Below are 16,459 nucleotides of genomic sequence, written 5' to 3'. Positions count from 1 at the left end.
GGGGGCGTGTTCGGATTTCGCCCCAGACGTTCCCTATTTTTCCCGATTGGGTTAAAGTCGGTGCAAAAATGCAGGAAAGAGTTGGGTTGTAAGTGATAGATTTTAATTATTAATTGCGCGACGCTCTTTGGAGCGGGTAACGAGAATCGAACTCGTAACTGAAGCTTGGGAAGCTTTCGTGATACCTTTTCACCATACCCGCGTGCGACCCGACGTAATTGTCACGCGAGCTGAGGTCAAGATGGAAATGTTCGGTCTGGCCGTGCAGACGTTATCGTCGTCGCCGTCAAGTATTCGTGCGTCGCCGTCGGCCACCGCCGCGCGCACCGCCCGTGTTGTGGTTCACATCGGGCAGGTTCACGATGGAATTCAGGATCGGGAAGGGCTCAACCGCATTGGGGATCGCCGAGGCATTCACAAAGTGTTCTTGAAAGCGCGGCTCAATCGCGGTTTCAATTTTGTGAATTTGGCGTACCGTTTCTTCGATCTCAGACCGCGCATCTGTGTTCAACAGGGCAATGCGCGCACCTGTGCCCGCCGCATTGCCCGCACTGGTGACTTTATCCAACGGCGCATCGGGGATCATGCCAAGCACCATCGCGTGTTTAGGGCTGATATGGGCACCAAATGCCCCAGCAAGCACAACCCGGTCGACCTGATCCACGCCAAATTTGTCCATCAAGAGCCGCGCACCTGAATAAAGCGCGGCCTTTGCCATTTGGATTTGCCGGATATCGGTGTTGGTAACAGTGATCTTAGGGCCACCGTCCGAAGTACCGTCATAAAGCAGATATGAATTCGTCCGCCCATCGGCAAAGCAGTTCGGCGATCCGGTTTGTTCTGCCGATCCGATCAGTCCCGGCGCGTCTACAATCCCAGCGATCCGCATTTCGGCGACAACTTCGATAATTCCGGACCCACAAATGCCGGTCACCCCGGTTTGGGCGATTGCGGCGTCAAAGCCGTCTTCGTTGGACCACAAATCAGATCCGATGACTTGGAAGGATGGTAGTTTCGTGATCGGATCGATCTTGACGTGTTCAATCGCGCCGGGGGCGGCGCGCTGGCCCGAACTGATTTGTGCGCCTTCAAATGCGGGGCCGGTCGGGGACGAACAGGCAAGCACCTTTTCGCGATTACCTAAGATGATTTCGGCGTTGGTGCCGACGTCCACAACAAGCATCAGATCATCGGATTTACCCGGTGCCTCTGACAGGGCTACGGCGGCGGCATCCGCCCCAACATGCCCCGCAATACAAGGAAGGATATAGACACGCGCGGCAGGATGCAGGTTCAGCCCCAACTCAGTGGCCCGCAAAGACAAGCTGTCTGAGGTCGCAAGCGCAAAGGGCGCTTGCCCCAATTCATAGGCGTCTATCCCCAAAAAGAGGTGGTGCATCACAGGGTTACAGACAAACACCGCATCCACGATGAGCGCGGGGTTAATCTCTGCTTCGCTTGCGATTTGGGTGAACAGGGCGTTCATGCCTTCGCGCACGGCGGCGGTCATTTCATCCGACCCGGTGGGGTTCATCATGCCATAGCTGACCCGGCTCATCAGGTCTTCGCCAAAGCGGATTTGCGGGTTCATGATGCCGGATGACGCGATGACCTCTCCGGTGTGTAAATCACACAGATGTCCGGCAATGGTGGTGGACCCCAGATCAACGGCCAGCCCATAAAGGGCACCCTCATAGAACCCCGGCCAAATCTGAATGATCCGCGGGCTGAACGTGTCGTCGCCCAAATGCACGGCAACGGTGACTTTCCAATCGCCTTTGCGCAGGGCTGATTGCATGGTTTGTAACACGCCTAAGTCGGCCTCAAGCGCGGGCAGGTCCCATTCTTGGCGCAGCGCCATGACAAGACGTTCCAAATCGCCCGATGGATCGTGCATGTCGGGTTCTGCGACCTCAACATAATAAAGCCGCGTTGACGGGTTCATCATGATATCGCGGGCCTCGGCACGTTTGCGCACGACTTGTTTGTGGACTTGGCTTTCGGCAGGGACATCAATGACCACGTCTTTTTGGACGGTGGCCTGACAGCCCAAACGGCGCCCTTTTTTGAGGCCCCGAATATCATCATAGCGCTGTTCAACGCTGTTCCATTCCGACAGCGCGTCATCAACCACAGTGACGTTATGTTTGGAAAATTCACCATATGACGGGGTGATCTGACATTTTGAGCAAATCCCACGGCCGCCGCAAACACTATCAAGATCAACACCAAGCTGGCGCGCAGCTGTTAACACGGGGGTACCAACCGGAAAGCGCCCGCGCTTGCCAGAAGGGGTGAAAATCACAAGTGGGTCGTTGCTCATCTGCGCGGCCTTGTTCTGTTTACCCCTCAATACCGCGCCGCGCGCCAATTGTAAGGTCAGAACCCGTCATAATGATTATGTGAAGCGGCATAGGAGGGTTTTTAAGGAGCGTCCGCAGGTTTTCAGACGTGTATTTGATTTTTGCACAGCACACGACGGTAAGAATGGCAGCTTTGAGCCCTTATGGACTGTTAATTCGTTGTAGCTTGTAAAAAAACGGGTGTAAAGGTCATGGAATTGTCTGAAGAGATTTCTCAATGCTTGGGAGCGTTCCCCGAAATTGAAGAATTCTATTCGCGAGAGGAATTTTTAGCCGCAACCTCCTTTGGGAACTATGTATTTTTTGAAGACTACTTTACCGAGTTCGTCGAAGAATACGGAAAAAGTGAGTACTTTTTTCAAAGAGTTGGGATGTTTATTGAAACTATGGCAACAAGCAAGAACGTAGATACCCGGAATTTGGCGGAGATTGGTGTGCTCGAGGGGCTGGTCAATCGACGTGTTGACGGCGTCGCAGCCTTTCTTGGTCAACACTCGAATAAACTCTTGATGAACGCATTTCAGAGAACCAAGTTTGACAAAGAGGTATGGCTCCGTTTCCAACGCTGAATTGGCGGGTTTCGGTTTTGATAGTGTAGCTATTCTTGTTTTGTTCTTACCTTATTGACCTGCGGACGAAGGCTCTATGCATCTACCTCAAAAGGGGACAACTGACCGCGTCGCTGTTTTGGGTTCGTTTGGTGGCAAAAATCGAGCGCCACGTGGGGCCTGTTCTTAATTGCGTCGCTTTTGCTGCTTTGGGGCTTTTGCTGGATCCGTTTTCGTGCAATAGCGCAGTGCCAACGATGCCACCCAAGGAGACGGTTGATGGAAATTCGCGAGGCGCTTACCTTTGATGATGTGTTGTTGGTGCCGGGGGCGTCGAATGTGATGCCGTCGACAGCGGATACAAGCACATTTGTGACGAAATCAATTGCTTTGAACATCCCGGTTCTATCAAGCGCGATGGACACGGTGACTGAAGGACGCATGGCAATCGCCATGGCCCAAGCGGGCGGCATGGGGGTCATTCACAAAAACCTCAACGTTGAAGAACAGGCCAAAGAGGTCCGCCGCGTTAAACGGTTTGTCTCTGGGACTGTTTATAACCCAATCACATTGCGCCCTGATCAGACCCTTGCCGATGCAAAGGCATTGATGGAACGCTACCGGATTACCGGGTTCCCGGTTGTGGGCGAGGGTGGCAAGATCGTTGGGATCGTCACCAACCGCGACATGCGTTTTGCCCAAGACGACAAAACGCCTATCAGCGTGATGATGACCACCAAAGATTTGGCCATCCTACAAGAGCCCGCCGATCTTGATGAGGCGCGGTCGTTGATGCAGGCGCGCCGTATTGAAAAACTGTTGATTACCGATGCGGGGGGCAAGTTGACGGGGCTTTTGACCCTCAAAGACAGCGAACAGGCTGTGTTGAACCCGATGGCATGCAAAGACAGCCTTGGCCGGTTGCGTGTTGGCGCGGCATCCGGTGTCGGTGATGCAGGGTTTGAACGGACCCAAGCGCTGATCGATGCAGGTGTTGATATGGTTGTGATTGACACGGCCCATGGGCATTCCGAAGGTGTGGCACAGGCCGTGGAACGGGCGAAAACGCTTTCAAATGAGGTGCAAATTGTTGCAGGCAACATCGCCACCGGCGAAGCCGCCAAGGCGTTGATTGGTGCTGGTGCGGATGCCGTGAAGGTCGGGATTGGGCCGGGGTCCATTTGTACGACCCGCATGGTTGCGGGTGTTGGTGTGCCTCAGCTGACGGCGATCATGGATTGTGCTGCGGCTGCGGGCGATATTCCTGTGATTGCTGATGGCGGGATCAAGTTTTCAGGCGATTTCGCCAAAGCCATCGCAGCGGGCGCATCTTGTGCCATGGTGGGATCGATGATCGCCGGAACAGATGAAAGTCCGGGCGAAGTGATCTTGTACCAAGGTCGCTCGTTTAAATCCTATCGTGGCATGGGCAGTCTTGGCGCGATGGCGCGCGGCTCTGCGGATCGGTATTTCCAAAAAGATGCGGCCAGCGATAAATTGGTGCCTGAAGGCATCGAAGGTCAGGTACCTTATAAAGGGTCGGCCAGCGCTGTGGTTCACCAGATGGTCGGGGGGCTTCGTGCCGCGATGGGCTATACGGGCAACGCGACCGTGGCCGAGATGCGCAAGAACTGTTCGTTTGTGAAAATCACGGGTGCCGGGCTGAAAGAAAGCCATGTGCACGATGTGCAAATCACCCGCGAAAGCCCGAACTACCGGATCGGGTAATGGTTACGCCCGCACGCTATACCGTTGGTGATACAGAGGTCATTTGTATCACTGACGGCGGCACGTCCTTTCCTGAAGATGTGTTCCCAAGTCTTACCGTAACCCAACGGCAAGAGCGGCTTGATAGGGCCGGGCTGACGGAGATCAAGACTGCGTTCAACTGCTATGTGCTCCGGTCGGGTAGTGGGCGGGTCACGCTCGTTGATACGGGGTGCGGCGCCGCATTCGGGGATGATGCAGGCGCGCTACCTGCGCAATTGTTTGCGCTAAATATTACGCCTGCGGATGTGACGCGCATCATTTTCACCCATCTGCACAGTGATCACTGTGGCGGGGCGATGCAAGATGATACGCTCTTGTTTCCAAACGCAGAAATTCTGTTGCATCAAGCTGAGGCAAGCTATTGGTCTGGAAAGGACGCGCCGGGTGGGCGACTGCTTGAACGCGCCTCAAATATCATCACCGTTGAGGATGATGCCGAACTTGACGATGGCATACGTGTTTGGGCATTGCCAGGGCATACGCCGGGACATATGGGATTGCGGCTAGGGGATTTGGCATTGATCGGCGACATTGTCCATTCAGAGGCCTTACAACTGACGGAACCGACAACGGCGACAATCTATGACGCCGACGCCGATCTTGCCACGCAAAGCCGGTTGAATGCATTGCAAACCGTGGTCGATGAAAAACTTGTTTGGTCGGGTAGTCACATGCTTGGCCCAGATAAATTCGCGCGATTGCAGTCAAATAGTAAACCGTTTCAAAGAGTTAACCTATGACGCCGGGCGCACGCGTGGCGGCGGCAGCTGACATCCTTGATGCTATTCGCGACGGCCAAGCGGCGGAACAAGCGCTGACCACTTGGGCGCGCGGCAGCCGTTTTGCGGGGTCCAAGGACCGCGCAGCCGTGCGTGATCATGTCTATGATGCATTGCGCGCGCGCCGGTCCTTGGGGGATGGCAGCGGGCGGGCGCTAATGATTAATTTGGCTAAGCGTGACGGCCGCGATGTGGCCGCGCTGTTCACCGGGGAAGGGCATGCGCCAGCGGCATTGGACGACGCGGAACGTGCCGCGCTGTCCAGCGCGATGAGGTTGCTAGATGCGCAATCTTGCGACATCCCGGATTGGCTTTGGCCGATTTGGCAACAAAGCCTTGGGGATGATGCGCGTCTTGCGGCGCGGGTGCAACAACACCGGGCAGATGTATTTTTGCGGGTCAATGGCCGTCGGACATCAACTGCAGATGCAATTTCTGCGTTGGCTGAAGATCAGATCACGGTTCAGCAACACCCTGAGATAGTTGGATGTTTGCGGGTTTTGACCAACCCGCGGCGCGTTAAACTTGCTGCTGCCTATTTGGATGGGCGGGTAGAGCTGCAAGATGCGTCCTCGCAATTTGCGATCAGTAAGTTGCGGGTCCCGGCTGGCGGGCGGGTGTTGGATTATTGTGCCGGTGGTGGCGGTAAGGCGCTTGGCATTGCAGATCAGTTTGATGCACAAGTTTTTGCACATGATATCGCGCCGCAACGGATGGCCGACCTGTCAACACGGGCCGCGCGCGCGGGTGTCGATGTGCCGCAAATTGCCACGGATGATTTGGTGCGAACAGCACCCTTTGACTTGGTGTTTTGTGACGCCCCATGTTCCGGGAGCGGGACGTGGCGGCGGACCCCCGATGCCAAATGGCGCCTCACGCAAGCCCGGCTAGATAGCTTGCAGGGTATGCAAGCAGACGTCATCGCGGCAGGAGCCAAGCTGGTGCGGCCGGGCGGGGTTTTGGCCTATGCGACTTGCTCTGTTTTAGCTGTCGAAAATGACGCCATTGTCGATGCGTTTTGCGCGCGACATCCGACATGGCAGCGGCGCGCGCGCCATCAGCTTTTGCCCGGAGAAAACGGCGACGGGTTTTACTTGTGTTTACTTGAAAACACATAGCAACCCCAAGTTGTGCCGCCAGCTACGATATGCGACGTTAGGGAACGGTTAACCCTTTTGGGGGTAGACCACTCTTATGCAGGTATGAGGTTGGCAGTGATCACAAGGCAAGCGTCTGAAACGCCACGTATTTTGATGACCACCCTTCATTGGAAACGGGGCGCCCTTGCCGGTGTGGCTGGGCTTTGTCTTCTTAGCTCGGTGTATTTTGAATTGCATTTGCTTCGTTTGGCGTTGGTCCTATTTGGTACGGCATTGGGTTATTTTGCCTTTCGCCCGCAAGGATTGCATGCACGTATGGAGCGACAGGTTGCATTTGATCCAGACCACGCTTTCATCACCAACGCGGAAAACTGTATTCAACATTGCAATCCGATGGCGATTGGACGTTTTGGTGATTGCACCGGGCGCGATCTTGCAGAAGTTTTTGAAAACCTGATCGCGGATCCGACTTCGCTGTTGTCACGTATGCGCGGTGCGGCCTATGTGCAGCATTCGTGCAAAGAATATATCATGACGCGGCGGGCCCATTTTCGGCTGCGGCTCACACAAATTGCGCCGGATCTGTTGCTTTGGCGGCTCGATGAATTGGGCGGGATTGACGCGCTCAAAGGAGAGGGGCTCGCGGTGCCATTGATCGCTGCCGCGTCAGATGGTGTTATTTCCTATAAAAACAAAGCATTTCGTGACTTTTACGGGGCGGAGGCCAATAGTTTGGTCGATCTATTTGATCACCAGCCGTTGGAAACCGGGAAACCTTTGGAAATGAACGCAGCGTCGGGGCGCACTTCGGTTGTGGTTGCCGAAATCAAGGGACACGCCGGACGGCGGGACATTATCATTATGCCTGCGCCGCCAAAGGTGCCGGTCAAACGCGCGATTGGTGTCGGATGGGACGCGATTGAAGACCTGCCCGTCCCGCTTTTGAAAATCTCAGCAACAGGCGATGTGCTTGCCGCGAACCGGGAGGCCAGGCAGTTGCTCGGGTTGGACGGTATAGAAGGGCAGCATGTAGCCGATTTGTTTGATGGCCTCGGCCGCCCTATAGCCGATTGGTTGCGCGAAGCGGCTGAGGGGCGCGGCTATCAGGTCTCACAATTTTTGCGGGGGCGTGGTTCGCGGCATAATACATTTGTTCAGGTTACTTTGAATATGGCCGGCACCCAGCCTGACACGCATTTGATCGCGGTATTGAACGATGTCACAGAGCTAAAATCGCTTGAAGCGCAATTCGTGCAAAGCCAAAAAATGCAGGCGATTGGGCAACTTGCAGGCGGGGTTGCGCATGACTTTAACAACCTATTGACTGCAATTTCGGGCCATTGTGATTTGCTGTTGTTGCGTCACGATGAAGGTGATCAAAACTACGGTGACCTGATCCAAATTCATCAAAATGCAAACCGAGCGGCCAGCCTTGTTGGGCAACTTCTAGCATTTTCACGCAAACAAAATTTGCAACCCGAGGTCATCGACCTGCGCGATACGCTCTCTGATTTGACGCATCTTTTGAACAGGCTGGTGGGCGAAAAGGTAACGCTATCGCTACATCACGATCCTGCTTTGGCTCAGATTAAGGCCGACAAACGACAGCTTGAACAGGTATTGATGAACCTTGTTGTGAATGCACGTGATGCGATGAACGGGGCGGGTGAAATTCAGGTTGAAACTGAAAACCTCACGCTGACGGAGCCGATGATCAAAGACCGCGCTGTTGTTCCGCCCGGCGACTATGTCGTGGTCAAGGTCATTGACCAAGGTCATGGGATTGCGCCTGAAAAACTGCCTAAAATATTTGAACCCTTTTACACAACCAAGCGCACCGGCGAGGGAACAGGGCTGGGGCTATCGACCGCCTATGGGATCGTCAAGCAGACGGGTGGTTACATCTTTGCCGATAGTGCAGTTGATAGCGGAACAGAGTTTTCACTGCTCTTTCCAGCCTTTCATTTGCAGGTTGCGGCACCGGTGCCACCTGTTCAAACTTCGCATCCTCAAATGTCAGGCCCTGCAGATGGCGTGATTCTTTTGGTCGAGGATGAGGCCCCGGTGCGTGCCTTTGCGTCGCGTGCGTTGCGGTTACGCGGTTATTCCGTGCTTGAAGCGGATTGCGCCGAAGCGGCGCTTGATTTGTTGTCGAACACTGAGTTACACGTCGATCTTTTTGTGACGGATGTCATCATGCCAGGAATGGATGGCCCAACATGGGTGCGTAAGGCATTGAAAGAACGCGAAAATACAAAGGTTATTTTTGTATCGGGGTATTCGGAAGACGCGTTTAGTGACGGCCAGCCGCGCGTGCCCAATTCGGTGTTTTTGCCCAAACCATTTTCGCTAAATGCGCTTACCCAGACTGTGCAAACCCAGTTAAGCGCCAATGTTGCGGGTTAATCGACCTGTGCCAAGCTGACTAAATGTGCTGCCGATCCGTTCAGCGCCGCATAGTCATCATGCACGACGTAGACACCGAAATTTCCCATAAACCCAGCAAAGCGGCCCTTGTCGCGGAACGCGTCGCCAAAACCCATCGCTGTCAAATGCCCTGAAATGGCGCGTGCAACGCCGCCAACCAAATAAACACCGCCAAAGGGCAGCTGTATCAGTGAGAGATTGCCACAGACCGTGCCTAAGATACGTGTAAACAGCTGTGCCGCTTCCATTGCGCGCGCATCGGTGCGTTGGTCGCAATGTGCCATAATGTCTTTGGCCGAAAGTTCGCGTGGATCACCTGCCTCGACGCCCAAAAACGCATAGGCGCGTTCTAGCCCGCGCCCTGACAGCACGTCTTCAACCGCTGGAAACCCATGCGCCGTCGACACGAATTGGCACAACCGCAATTCCAATTCAGTGCGGATTGGCAAATTCGCGTGTCCGCTCTCGGATGGGGGCACGACGCGCCCGTGCGCCAGATCATAGACCGGTGAGGCGTTAAAACCTGTGCCAATACCAACGACTAACTTTGCTGCGTTATCAGGGGCTTGTGGGCCTTCGAGTACTGTTTGTACCTTGGCAGGATCAAGATGCCCCAGCGCATGCCCTTGGGCCTGTAAATCGTTCAAGATAGCGACGGTTCTTGCCCCGGTTGCGCGGGTCAGCGTGTCGCGGTCGATTGTCCAATCAAGATTGGTCATCGTCGCCTCACCATCGCGCACGGGCCCGGCAACAGCGACACAGGCCGCGGTTGGGGTCACATCGCCTTCATCCGCAACGTATCGCCGCAACACAGATTCGAGCCCGGGAAATTTGTCGTTGCTATAGCGCCGGACGGTATCCGGCAGGATATCTTTACCCTTTGCGAGGGCGACGCGGGTGTTCGTACCGCCGATATCGGCAACCAAGGACAAGGTCGTTTGTGCAGTGTTCATGAAAAATACCTAACGCGCGATGGCTGCTTTGAAAGCGTGATATGACGCTTTGGGCGTGCGCTTCAAGCTGTCAAAATCAACATGTACCATGCCGAACCGCTTTTCATAGCCAAAGGCCCATTCATAATTGTCGAGCAACGACCAATAAAAGAACCCTTTGACGTTGGCACCTGCGTCAATCGCGTGTTTTGCTGCCATGATGTGGTCAGACACATATTTCATGCGGACCGAATCATAGACCGATCCGTTTTCAACATGATCATCCCAGGCCATACCGTTTTCGGTGACATAAATTGGCATATCACCCACGTAATCACGGGCCATGCGGGTCAGAATGTTTTGCAGACCCGCTGGATATATTTCCCACCCCATTTGCGTCAAATCCAATGTGGTTTCGGCGGCTTTCAGGCTGGGCCAAGGGGCGGTGGGATCGGGCAGTATTTCATGACGGGTGTAGTAGTTCACGCCAAGCCAATCCATTTTTTGGCTGATTTGGGCCATGTCGTCTTGCCAGCCCTTTGGCATATGGTTGCCAAACCCATCTAGCACCTCTTGCGGATAGCTGCCTTTGGTCGCCGCCTCGATGAACCAACGGTTATAGATTGCATCTTGCAACGTTGCTGCCGCGATGGTTTCGGGGGCGTCATTTGCGGGGGGGCTATGTTCAAAATTCAGTACAATACCGCAATTATCCATGCCTTTTGCGCGCAGGCGAGTCATGGCTTCGCCGTGTGCCAGCATGATATGGTGCATCGCGCGGGCAGTTGCGCGGATATCGCGCAAACCGGGGGCGTGATGGCCCAAGAAATGCGATAGAAACGATACGCACCAGGGTTCATTGATCGTCGCAATTGCCGCCATCCGGTCGCCGATTTTGTCCGTGATTACATCTGTGTAGTCACCAAAGTATTTGGTGGTGTCACGGTTCGTCCAGCCTCCTTTATCTGCCAATGCAGAGGGCAATTCCCAATGGTACAGCGTTTGATAGGGCTTTAACCCGCGCTCCAAAATCGCGTCAGTGAGACGGTCGTAGAAATCGAGCCCGTCTGGGTTCACCGTGCGCCCATCAGGCATGACGCGCGCCCAAGAGGTTGAAAACCGGTAGGCATCCATGCCCGCATCTTTGAGCAGATCAAGGTCTTCTGGAAAGCGGTGGTAGTGGTCACAGGCCAGCGCACCGTCTTCGGCGCGGATGACGTTGCCGGGTGTCGCTGCGAATGTGTCCCAATGTGTGGACCCTGCGCCACCAAATTTGTGCCCCTCAATTTGATAGGCGGCAGTCGCTGCCCCAAACAGAAAATCCTGAGGGAAATCAGAGCGTTTAAAGTCCATGTTCATCCTTTCGGGGGGCTGGTCCCGTTGAGTGTCCGACCACAAATTCACATTTCAGAATGGTTTCTTGTGGCGAGTTATTGGGGTGTTCGATGGCGTGCAGCAGGCTTTCTGCCAGCTGCCGCCCTGCGGTGCGCACAGAAGAGCGCGTCGCGGTGAAAATTGGGGTTTCCCCGCCGTTTTGTAGATATGACAACATGTCGTCATGGGTAACCACAGAGACGTCGTTGCCCATCACCAAACCGCGTTCTTCGATCGCGCGACGCACGCCAAGTGCGCTGATTAGTGACGCGCAAATAAAGGCGGTTGGCGCGTTGTTGATTCCAAGCAAATCGCGCGCAGTTTCATACCCGATGACCTCGGTCATTTCGCTTGATCGCATTAGCACGGGGTCGATTGCCAGCCCATGTGCGCGCAGTGATGTTTCATAACCAGAGCGCCGCCGATAAGCAAAATCCATGGTTTCAAGCCCGTTGACCAGTGCGATCCGTTGATGTCCAAGGTCAAACAGATAGTCGGTCGCCTGTACAAATGCATCGTGGTTGTCGACGTCCAAAAACGTATAGGGCAGGGAGTTATGGGTAACTTGTCCGTGAACCGCGAAGGGCATCCCGATCTCGGACAAAAGAGCGATACGCGGATCATCAATGCGCGGGCCGTGGACAATCACCCCGTCCACCGCACGCCGAAGTTTAAGGCTGCGATAAATTTCATCCTCGTTGGAATCGTCGACGATCGACAGTATCATCTCATAGCCGTTACGCGCGTATGTTTCACCTGCGCCCGCGATAAAATCGCCAAAAACCGGGTTCACCATTTCATGTTTGGTGGACATCGGGATGACATGCCCAATGGCCAGCGCACGTCCTGTTGCCAGTCCCTTGGCGCGCGTGCTGGGATGGTAATTAAATGCTTTTGCTGCATCTTCAACGCGGAGCCGGGTGGCCGCGTTCACCTCTGGATAGCCGTTCAGCGCACGGCTGACGGTTGTTTGGCTGAGGCCAAGTTGTTCAGAGAGTTGCTTAAGGTTCATCTGTCTTCAAAATGCTGCTTTGTTGGTCCGCGTTCCAAGGTTTAAGCCCGTTAAATGGGCAAAAGTAATAAGCGTAATCGTTTCAGTACTGAGCATTCGTGCAAATTCCAAGACATTTTTATAGAAATGATCTGGTTGACACTATCGCGGAGTTGGCAGAGTTTAACCATACCCAAAGCGCTTTGGAAGCCATTGATTCCACCACTCACCAATAGGTCCAAACGCTTGAACACGCATTTTAACCCACGCCAATTGGCGTGACAGGGAGGAGAGACAGATGAAAACGAACCTATACGTAGGCGTCGCTGCAATTGCATTGAGCGCAGGCATGGCCCACGCGGGCGGTCATGTTGAGCTAACACCGGGCGAGGGTGATTTTACTTGGGATAGCTATACTGCATTTGCTGACGCAAACGATTTCGCCGGTGAAACAGTCACAATCGCGGGTCCTTGGTTGGCTGAAGAAGCTGACAATTTTACAAACATGGCGCATCTGTTTGAAGCCGCGACTGGCGCATCTGTCTCTTATGTTGGCTCAGATGGTTTTGAGCAGCAAATCTTGATAGATGTTGAGGCCGGTTCCGCGCCTAACATCGGTGTATTTCCGCAGCCGGGCCTTGCGGCATCACTGGCATCACGTGGCCTTCTGACGCCACTGCCCGCTGGCACCGATGCATGGATTGCCGATAACTATGCCGCTGGGTCATCATGGGTTGATCTGGGCAGCTATGCCAATGCTGCTGGCGCGACTGAAACCTATGGTTTTTTCTTTAACGTCAATGTGAAATCGCTTGTTTGGTACATTCCTGAGAACTTCGAAGACGCAGGTTATGACGTTCCTGAAACAATGGAAGAGTTGCTTGCGCTTTCTGATCAAATCGTTGCTGACGGTGGCACACCTTGGTGCATCGGTCTGGGGTCGGGGCCCGCAACGGGTTGGCCTGCAACTGACTGGGTCGAAGACATCCTGCTGCGCACCGCGTCGCTGGAAACATACGACGGCTGGACAACAAACGAAGTAGCGTTTGACGATCCTGCGGTGATCAACGCGATCGAAACATTCGGCAAGTTCGTACGCAACGACGCAATGGTCGCTGGCGGCGCTGGCGCTGTTGCAACGACTGATTTCCGCGAAAGCCCTAAAGGCATGTTTGACAGCCCTCCACAGTGCTACATGCACCGTCAGGCGTCGTTCATTCCGTCATTCTTCCCAGAAGGCACTGAACTGGGCGAAGATGCGGATTTCTTCTATTTCCCATCGTTTGAGGCCGAAGATCTAGGCAACCCAGTTCTAGGTGGTGGCACATTGCTCGCAATCACATCTGCATCTGACGCGACAAATGCATTCATGGAATTCCTGAAGCTGCCCGTCGCGCACGAAGCCATGATGGCCCAAGGTGGTTTCTTGACACCACATGCTGGCGTGAACACCGCGACTTATGCGGATGACACGTTGCGCGGCCAAGGCGACATCTTGCTAAACGCCACATCTTTCCGCTTTGACGGTTCCGATCTGATGCCGGCTGCCGTTGGTGGCGGTTCTTTCTGGACAGGCATGGTTGATTACACAGGTGGCAAAGATGCGGCAGAAGTTGCGACTGACATCCAAGCGTCATGGGACGCAATTAAGTAAGCAAAACCGCTGATAACACCAAAGGACAGCGCAGCATATGTTGCGCTGTCCTTCACTCTTTTGATCCCGGGGGGGACCGACGATGCATCCTGCGCTACAGGGTCTTTTCACAATTTTTCTCGGGGTAGGTGGCTGCATTGCCTATTTCTATTTCTCGAACCAATTCTTGGATAAGGTGCTGTTTCCGGCCAAAGGTGAAAACATTGGCCGCAATATCAACCGCGCTAACCTTGTGCGACCTTGGCTGTTTCTTTTCCCCGCAATGTTCGCGCTTGGCCTGTACCTCGCTTACCCTGTTTTCGCGACGCTGTGGTATTCTTTGACGGATCGGGAACAAGACGGTGCGTTTGTCGGTCTTGCGAATTACCAACAAATGTTCGCAGACCCAAAATTTTGGGAAGCACTGCAAAACAACATGCTTTGGTTGGTTGTTGTGCCCGCAGCGTCGACCGCGTTTGGGTTGCTTTCCGCGCAACTGACCGATCGGATCAAATGGGGTGCTATCGCGAAATCCTTGATTTTTATGCCGATGGCGATTTCCTTTGTCGGGGCCTCGGTGATTTTTAAGCTGATCTATGACACGCGCCCGGTTGGCCAGAGCCAGATTGGCGTTTTGAATGCAGTTTGGCTGCAATTTGATGGCGGTGTCGGGTCGTTCTTGATCCTGCGTCTTGTGCCCGGAATGCTGATGATCTGTGCTGCCGTCGCCGCTTTGTTTGTTGTGTGGAGCATGGTGCAAACCGCCCGAAGCGGCAAAGGTGGCATGCTGCCAACTGTATTGCGTATTGTCGGCGCTTTGATCTTAACCGCGATCGCATTGACCGCGCTTTCATTCGCGTTTGGAGCTTTTACGAAAACCTACAATTACGGTGTGCCACAAACATGGCTGACTATTCCGGGCTGGAATTCGTTTTTCCTAATGATCGTGCTGATCTGGATTCAAACCGGATTTGCGATGGTGATTTTGTCTGCCGCCTTACGCGGCATTCCCGAAGAAACCATTGAGGCCGCGATTGTCGACGGCGCGAACCCGTTCCAAGTGTTTTTTAAAATCAAGATGCCGCAGATTTCCGGTACAATCGTGGTGGTTTGGACAACGATTACTTTGGTTGTTCTGAAAGTGTTCGACATCGTGTTTGCGATGACCAACGGCCAATGGGAAACGCAAGTCTTGGCCAACTACATGTATGATAAATTGTTCCGCGCGAACGACTGGGGATTGGGATCGGCCAGTGCCATGATCATCATGTTGCTTGTCTCACCGATCCTCATTTGGAACGTTTATAACGCCCGCAAGGAGATGCGCTGATGGATAACATCGCTGGTAGCAAGTCGTCACTGACGTGGATCGTGCATATTTCTGTGGTGCTTTTAGTGGCGTTGTGGCTGTTCCCAACCGTGGGGCTTTTGGTGTCGTCATTCCGCACGACTGATCAGATTTCTAGTTCTGGTTGGTGGCAATCACTGTTCCCGACCGAGCAGAACGTGACACTGCGGACAACTGATCCTGATGATGAAGGCGTGCAGTCGTTGGTCGACGGCGTCTACACGATCACAGGTAATTTGTTCGACGAACCCGGCGCAGAGATTGGCGTTTGGGGCACATCTTCGCGTGCAATTGACAGCTATATTGCGGGTGATACTGCCGATCTTGGCGATGGTGAAACCATTACCGTTCAAGCCAATGGTGATTATGTTTGGACTGGTACCGCTGAAATGTCGGGGCGTGGGCAACGTGTTTTTGCGACGGCCGCAACCCCGCCAGATTTTACGCTCGATAACTACGATAAAGTACTGTTCAGCGGGTCACAGACGGACAATATGCTTAAGGCTTTTACCAATACTATGATAGTCACAATTCCTGCGACGATTATCCCAATCGTGATCGCGGCCTTTGCGGCCTATGCGCTGGCGTGGATGGATTTTCCGGGCCGCGCGATTTTGATTGCGATGGTGGTGGGGCTATTGGTCGTGCCGCTGCAATTGGCATTGATCCCGCTACTGAAACTGCACCTGAATATCGGGATCGGCAAAGGCTATCTGGGGGTATGGCTTGCGCATACAGGCTTTGGGCTTCCGCTCGCGATCTATTTGCTGCGCAACTATATGGTCGGGCTGCCACGCGATATTATTGAAAATGCGCGGGTCGATGGCGCGACGGATTTCCAGATTTTCACCAAAATCATCCTGCCCCTGTCATTCCCCGCACTGGCATCATTTGCGATTTTTCAATTCTTATGGACGTGGAATGATTTGCTGGTCGCCAAAGTCTTCTTGATCGATTCAACCGGACAAACCACGGTGATGACCAACCAAATCGTCGAACTTTTGGGGACACGCGGTGGGAACTGGGAAATCTTGGCGACGGCGGCATTTGTATCGATTGCGGTGCCTTTGGCGGTGTTCTTTGCCATGCAAAAATATCTTGTACGCGGGCTCTTGGCGGGTTCCGTAAAGTAACCTGAAAAAAACCAACTAACCACCTCGGGCCTATTAATGGCGGGGACGAAGGAACGACACT

12 protein-coding genes and 1 tRNA gene are annotated in these 16,459 nt (G+C 53.9%); 8 read left to right on the top strand and 5 right to left on the bottom strand.

Going from position 1 to position 16,459, the window contains the following annotated elements; all coding sequences use genetic code 11:
- Positions 1–128 precede the first annotated feature (128 nt).
- Positions 129–202, bottom strand: a tRNA-Gly gene (locus DS901_RS05455).
- An 84-nt stretch (positions 203–286) separates the two neighbouring features.
- Positions 287–2,323, bottom strand: coding sequence for an ASKHA domain-containing protein (locus DS901_RS05450; RefSeq protein WP_113775925.1), 2,037 nt, complete (start codon positions 2,321–2,323; stop codon positions 287–289).
- Between the two features lie 231 nt (positions 2,324–2,554).
- On the opposite strand from DS901_RS05450, the gene DS901_RS05445 reads away from it, so the two are divergent.
- The 5 genes from DS901_RS05445 to DS901_RS05425 all read left to right on the top strand — a co-directional run bounded on the left by DS901_RS05445 (position 2,555) and on the right by DS901_RS05425 (position 8,966).
- The gene (locus DS901_RS05445; RefSeq protein ID WP_113775924.1) at positions 2,555–2,932 is read left to right on the top strand and encodes a DUF7674 family protein; all 378 of its coding nucleotides are present in this window, start codon (positions 2,555–2,557) and stop codon (positions 2,930–2,932) included.
- Positions 2,933–3,190: 258 nt separating this feature from the next.
- Positions 3,191–4,639, top strand: coding sequence for an IMP dehydrogenase (gene guaB / locus DS901_RS05440; protein ID WP_113775923.1), 1,449 nt, complete (start codon positions 3,191–3,193; stop codon positions 4,637–4,639).
- Positions 4,639–5,421 (top strand): MBL fold metallo-hydrolase, encoded by a 783-nt coding sequence (locus DS901_RS05435; RefSeq protein ID WP_113775922.1) that lies wholly within the window; start codon positions 4,639–4,641, stop codon positions 5,419–5,421. Before guaB ends, DS901_RS05435 begins: the two co-directional genes overlap by 1 nt.
- On the top strand, positions 5,418–6,578 hold the full coding sequence (locus DS901_RS05430) for an RsmB/NOP family class I SAM-dependent RNA methyltransferase (protein WP_113775921.1): 1,161 nt from the start codon (positions 5,418–5,420) through the stop codon (positions 6,576–6,578). The genes DS901_RS05435 and DS901_RS05430 overlap by 4 nt, the downstream gene beginning before the upstream one ends.
- 135 nt (positions 6,579–6,713) lie before the next feature.
- Entirely contained in the window at positions 6,714–8,966 is a 2,253-nt protein-coding gene (locus DS901_RS05425; protein ID WP_113776135.1) for an ATP-binding protein, read from the top strand.
- Here DS901_RS05425 and DS901_RS05420 read toward each other — a convergent pair.
- Genes DS901_RS05420 through DS901_RS05410 form a run of 3 tightly spaced genes read right to left on the bottom strand, consistent with a single transcriptional unit; the run spans position 8,963 to position 12,305 of the window.
- Positions 8,963–9,940, bottom strand: a complete 978-nt coding sequence (locus DS901_RS05420) for a glucokinase (RefSeq protein WP_113775920.1) — start codon at positions 9,938–9,940, stop codon at positions 8,963–8,965. The two genes, DS901_RS05425 and DS901_RS05420, sit on opposite strands and share 4 nt — an antisense overlap.
- A gap of 9 nt (positions 9,941–9,949) precedes the next feature.
- Positions 9,950–11,272, bottom strand: coding sequence for a GH1 family beta-glucosidase (locus DS901_RS05415; protein ID WP_113775919.1), 1,323 nt, complete (start codon positions 11,270–11,272; stop codon positions 9,950–9,952).
- A complete protein-coding gene (locus DS901_RS05410) occupies positions 11,262–12,305 on the bottom strand; it encodes a LacI family DNA-binding transcriptional regulator (protein WP_113775918.1) in 1,044 nt (347 codons plus the stop codon). Before DS901_RS05410 ends, DS901_RS05415 begins: the two co-directional genes overlap by 11 nt.
- Before the next feature lie 277 nt (positions 12,306–12,582).
- On the opposite strand from DS901_RS05410, the gene DS901_RS05405 reads away from it, so the two are divergent.
- The 3 genes from DS901_RS05405 to DS901_RS05395 all read left to right on the top strand — a co-directional run bounded on the left by DS901_RS05405 (position 12,583) and on the right by DS901_RS05395 (position 16,398).
- A complete protein-coding gene (locus DS901_RS05405) occupies positions 12,583–13,938 on the top strand; it encodes an ABC transporter substrate-binding protein (RefSeq protein ID WP_113775917.1) in 1,356 nt (451 codons plus the stop codon).
- An 82-nt stretch (positions 13,939–14,020) separates the two neighbouring features.
- Entirely contained in the window at positions 14,021–15,247 is a 1,227-nt protein-coding gene (locus DS901_RS05400) for a carbohydrate ABC transporter permease (RefSeq protein WP_113775916.1), read from the top strand.
- Complete coding sequence (locus tag DS901_RS05395; protein ID WP_113775915.1) at positions 15,247–16,398, top strand: carbohydrate ABC transporter permease; 1,152 nt, start codon at positions 15,247–15,249, stop codon at positions 16,396–16,398. The genes DS901_RS05400 and DS901_RS05395 overlap by 1 nt, the downstream gene beginning before the upstream one ends.
- The last annotated feature ends 61 nt before the right edge of the window (positions 16,399–16,459 follow it).

Origin of the sequence: Loktanella sp. D2R18, assembly GCF_003318235.1 — a bacterium.
Lineage (GTDB): Bacteria > Pseudomonadota > Alphaproteobacteria > Rhodobacterales > Rhodobacteraceae > Yoonia.
The sequence above is the reverse complement of the archived record's forward strand: the minus strand, read 5'-3'. Positions and strand labels throughout refer to the sequence as shown.

What these genes read in the sequence shown, in the direction of transcription:
- DS901_RS05450 (WP_113775925.1), bottom strand. Translation starts at nt 2,323, where the DNA reads ATGAGCAACGACCCACTTGTGATTTTCACCCCTTCTGGCAAGCGCGGG.
- DS901_RS05445 (WP_113775924.1), top strand. Translation starts at nt 2,555, where the DNA reads ATGGAATTGTCTGAAGAGATTTCTCAATGCTTGGGAGCGTTCCCCGAA.
- guaB (WP_113775923.1), top strand. Translation starts at nt 3,191, where the DNA reads ATGGAAATTCGCGAGGCGCTTACCTTTGATGATGTGTTGTTGGTGCCG.
- DS901_RS05435 (WP_113775922.1), top strand. Translation starts at nt 4,639, where the DNA reads ATGGTTACGCCCGCACGCTATACCGTTGGTGATACAGAGGTCATTTGT.
- DS901_RS05430 (WP_113775921.1), top strand. Translation starts at nt 5,418, where the DNA reads ATGACGCCGGGCGCACGCGTGGCGGCGGCAGCTGACATCCTTGATGCT.
- DS901_RS05425 (WP_113776135.1), top strand. Translation starts at nt 6,714, where the DNA reads ATGACCACCCTTCATTGGAAACGGGGCGCCCTTGCCGGTGTGGCTGGG.
- DS901_RS05420 (WP_113775920.1), bottom strand. Translation starts at nt 9,940, where the DNA reads ATGAACACTGCACAAACGACCTTGTCCTTGGTTGCCGATATCGGCGGT.
- DS901_RS05415 (WP_113775919.1), bottom strand. Translation starts at nt 11,272, where the DNA reads ATGGACTTTAAACGCTCTGATTTCCCTCAGGATTTTCTGTTTGGGGCA.
- DS901_RS05410 (WP_113775918.1), bottom strand. Translation starts at nt 12,305, where the DNA reads ATGAACCTTAAGCAACTCTCTGAACAACTTGGCCTCAGCCAAACAACC.
- DS901_RS05405 (WP_113775917.1), top strand. Translation starts at nt 12,583, where the DNA reads ATGAAAACGAACCTATACGTAGGCGTCGCTGCAATTGCATTGAGCGCA.
- DS901_RS05400 (WP_113775916.1), top strand. Translation starts at nt 14,021, where the DNA reads ATGCATCCTGCGCTACAGGGTCTTTTCACAATTTTTCTCGGGGTAGGT.
- DS901_RS05395 (WP_113775915.1), top strand. Translation starts at nt 15,247, where the DNA reads ATGGATAACATCGCTGGTAGCAAGTCGTCACTGACGTGGATCGTGCAT.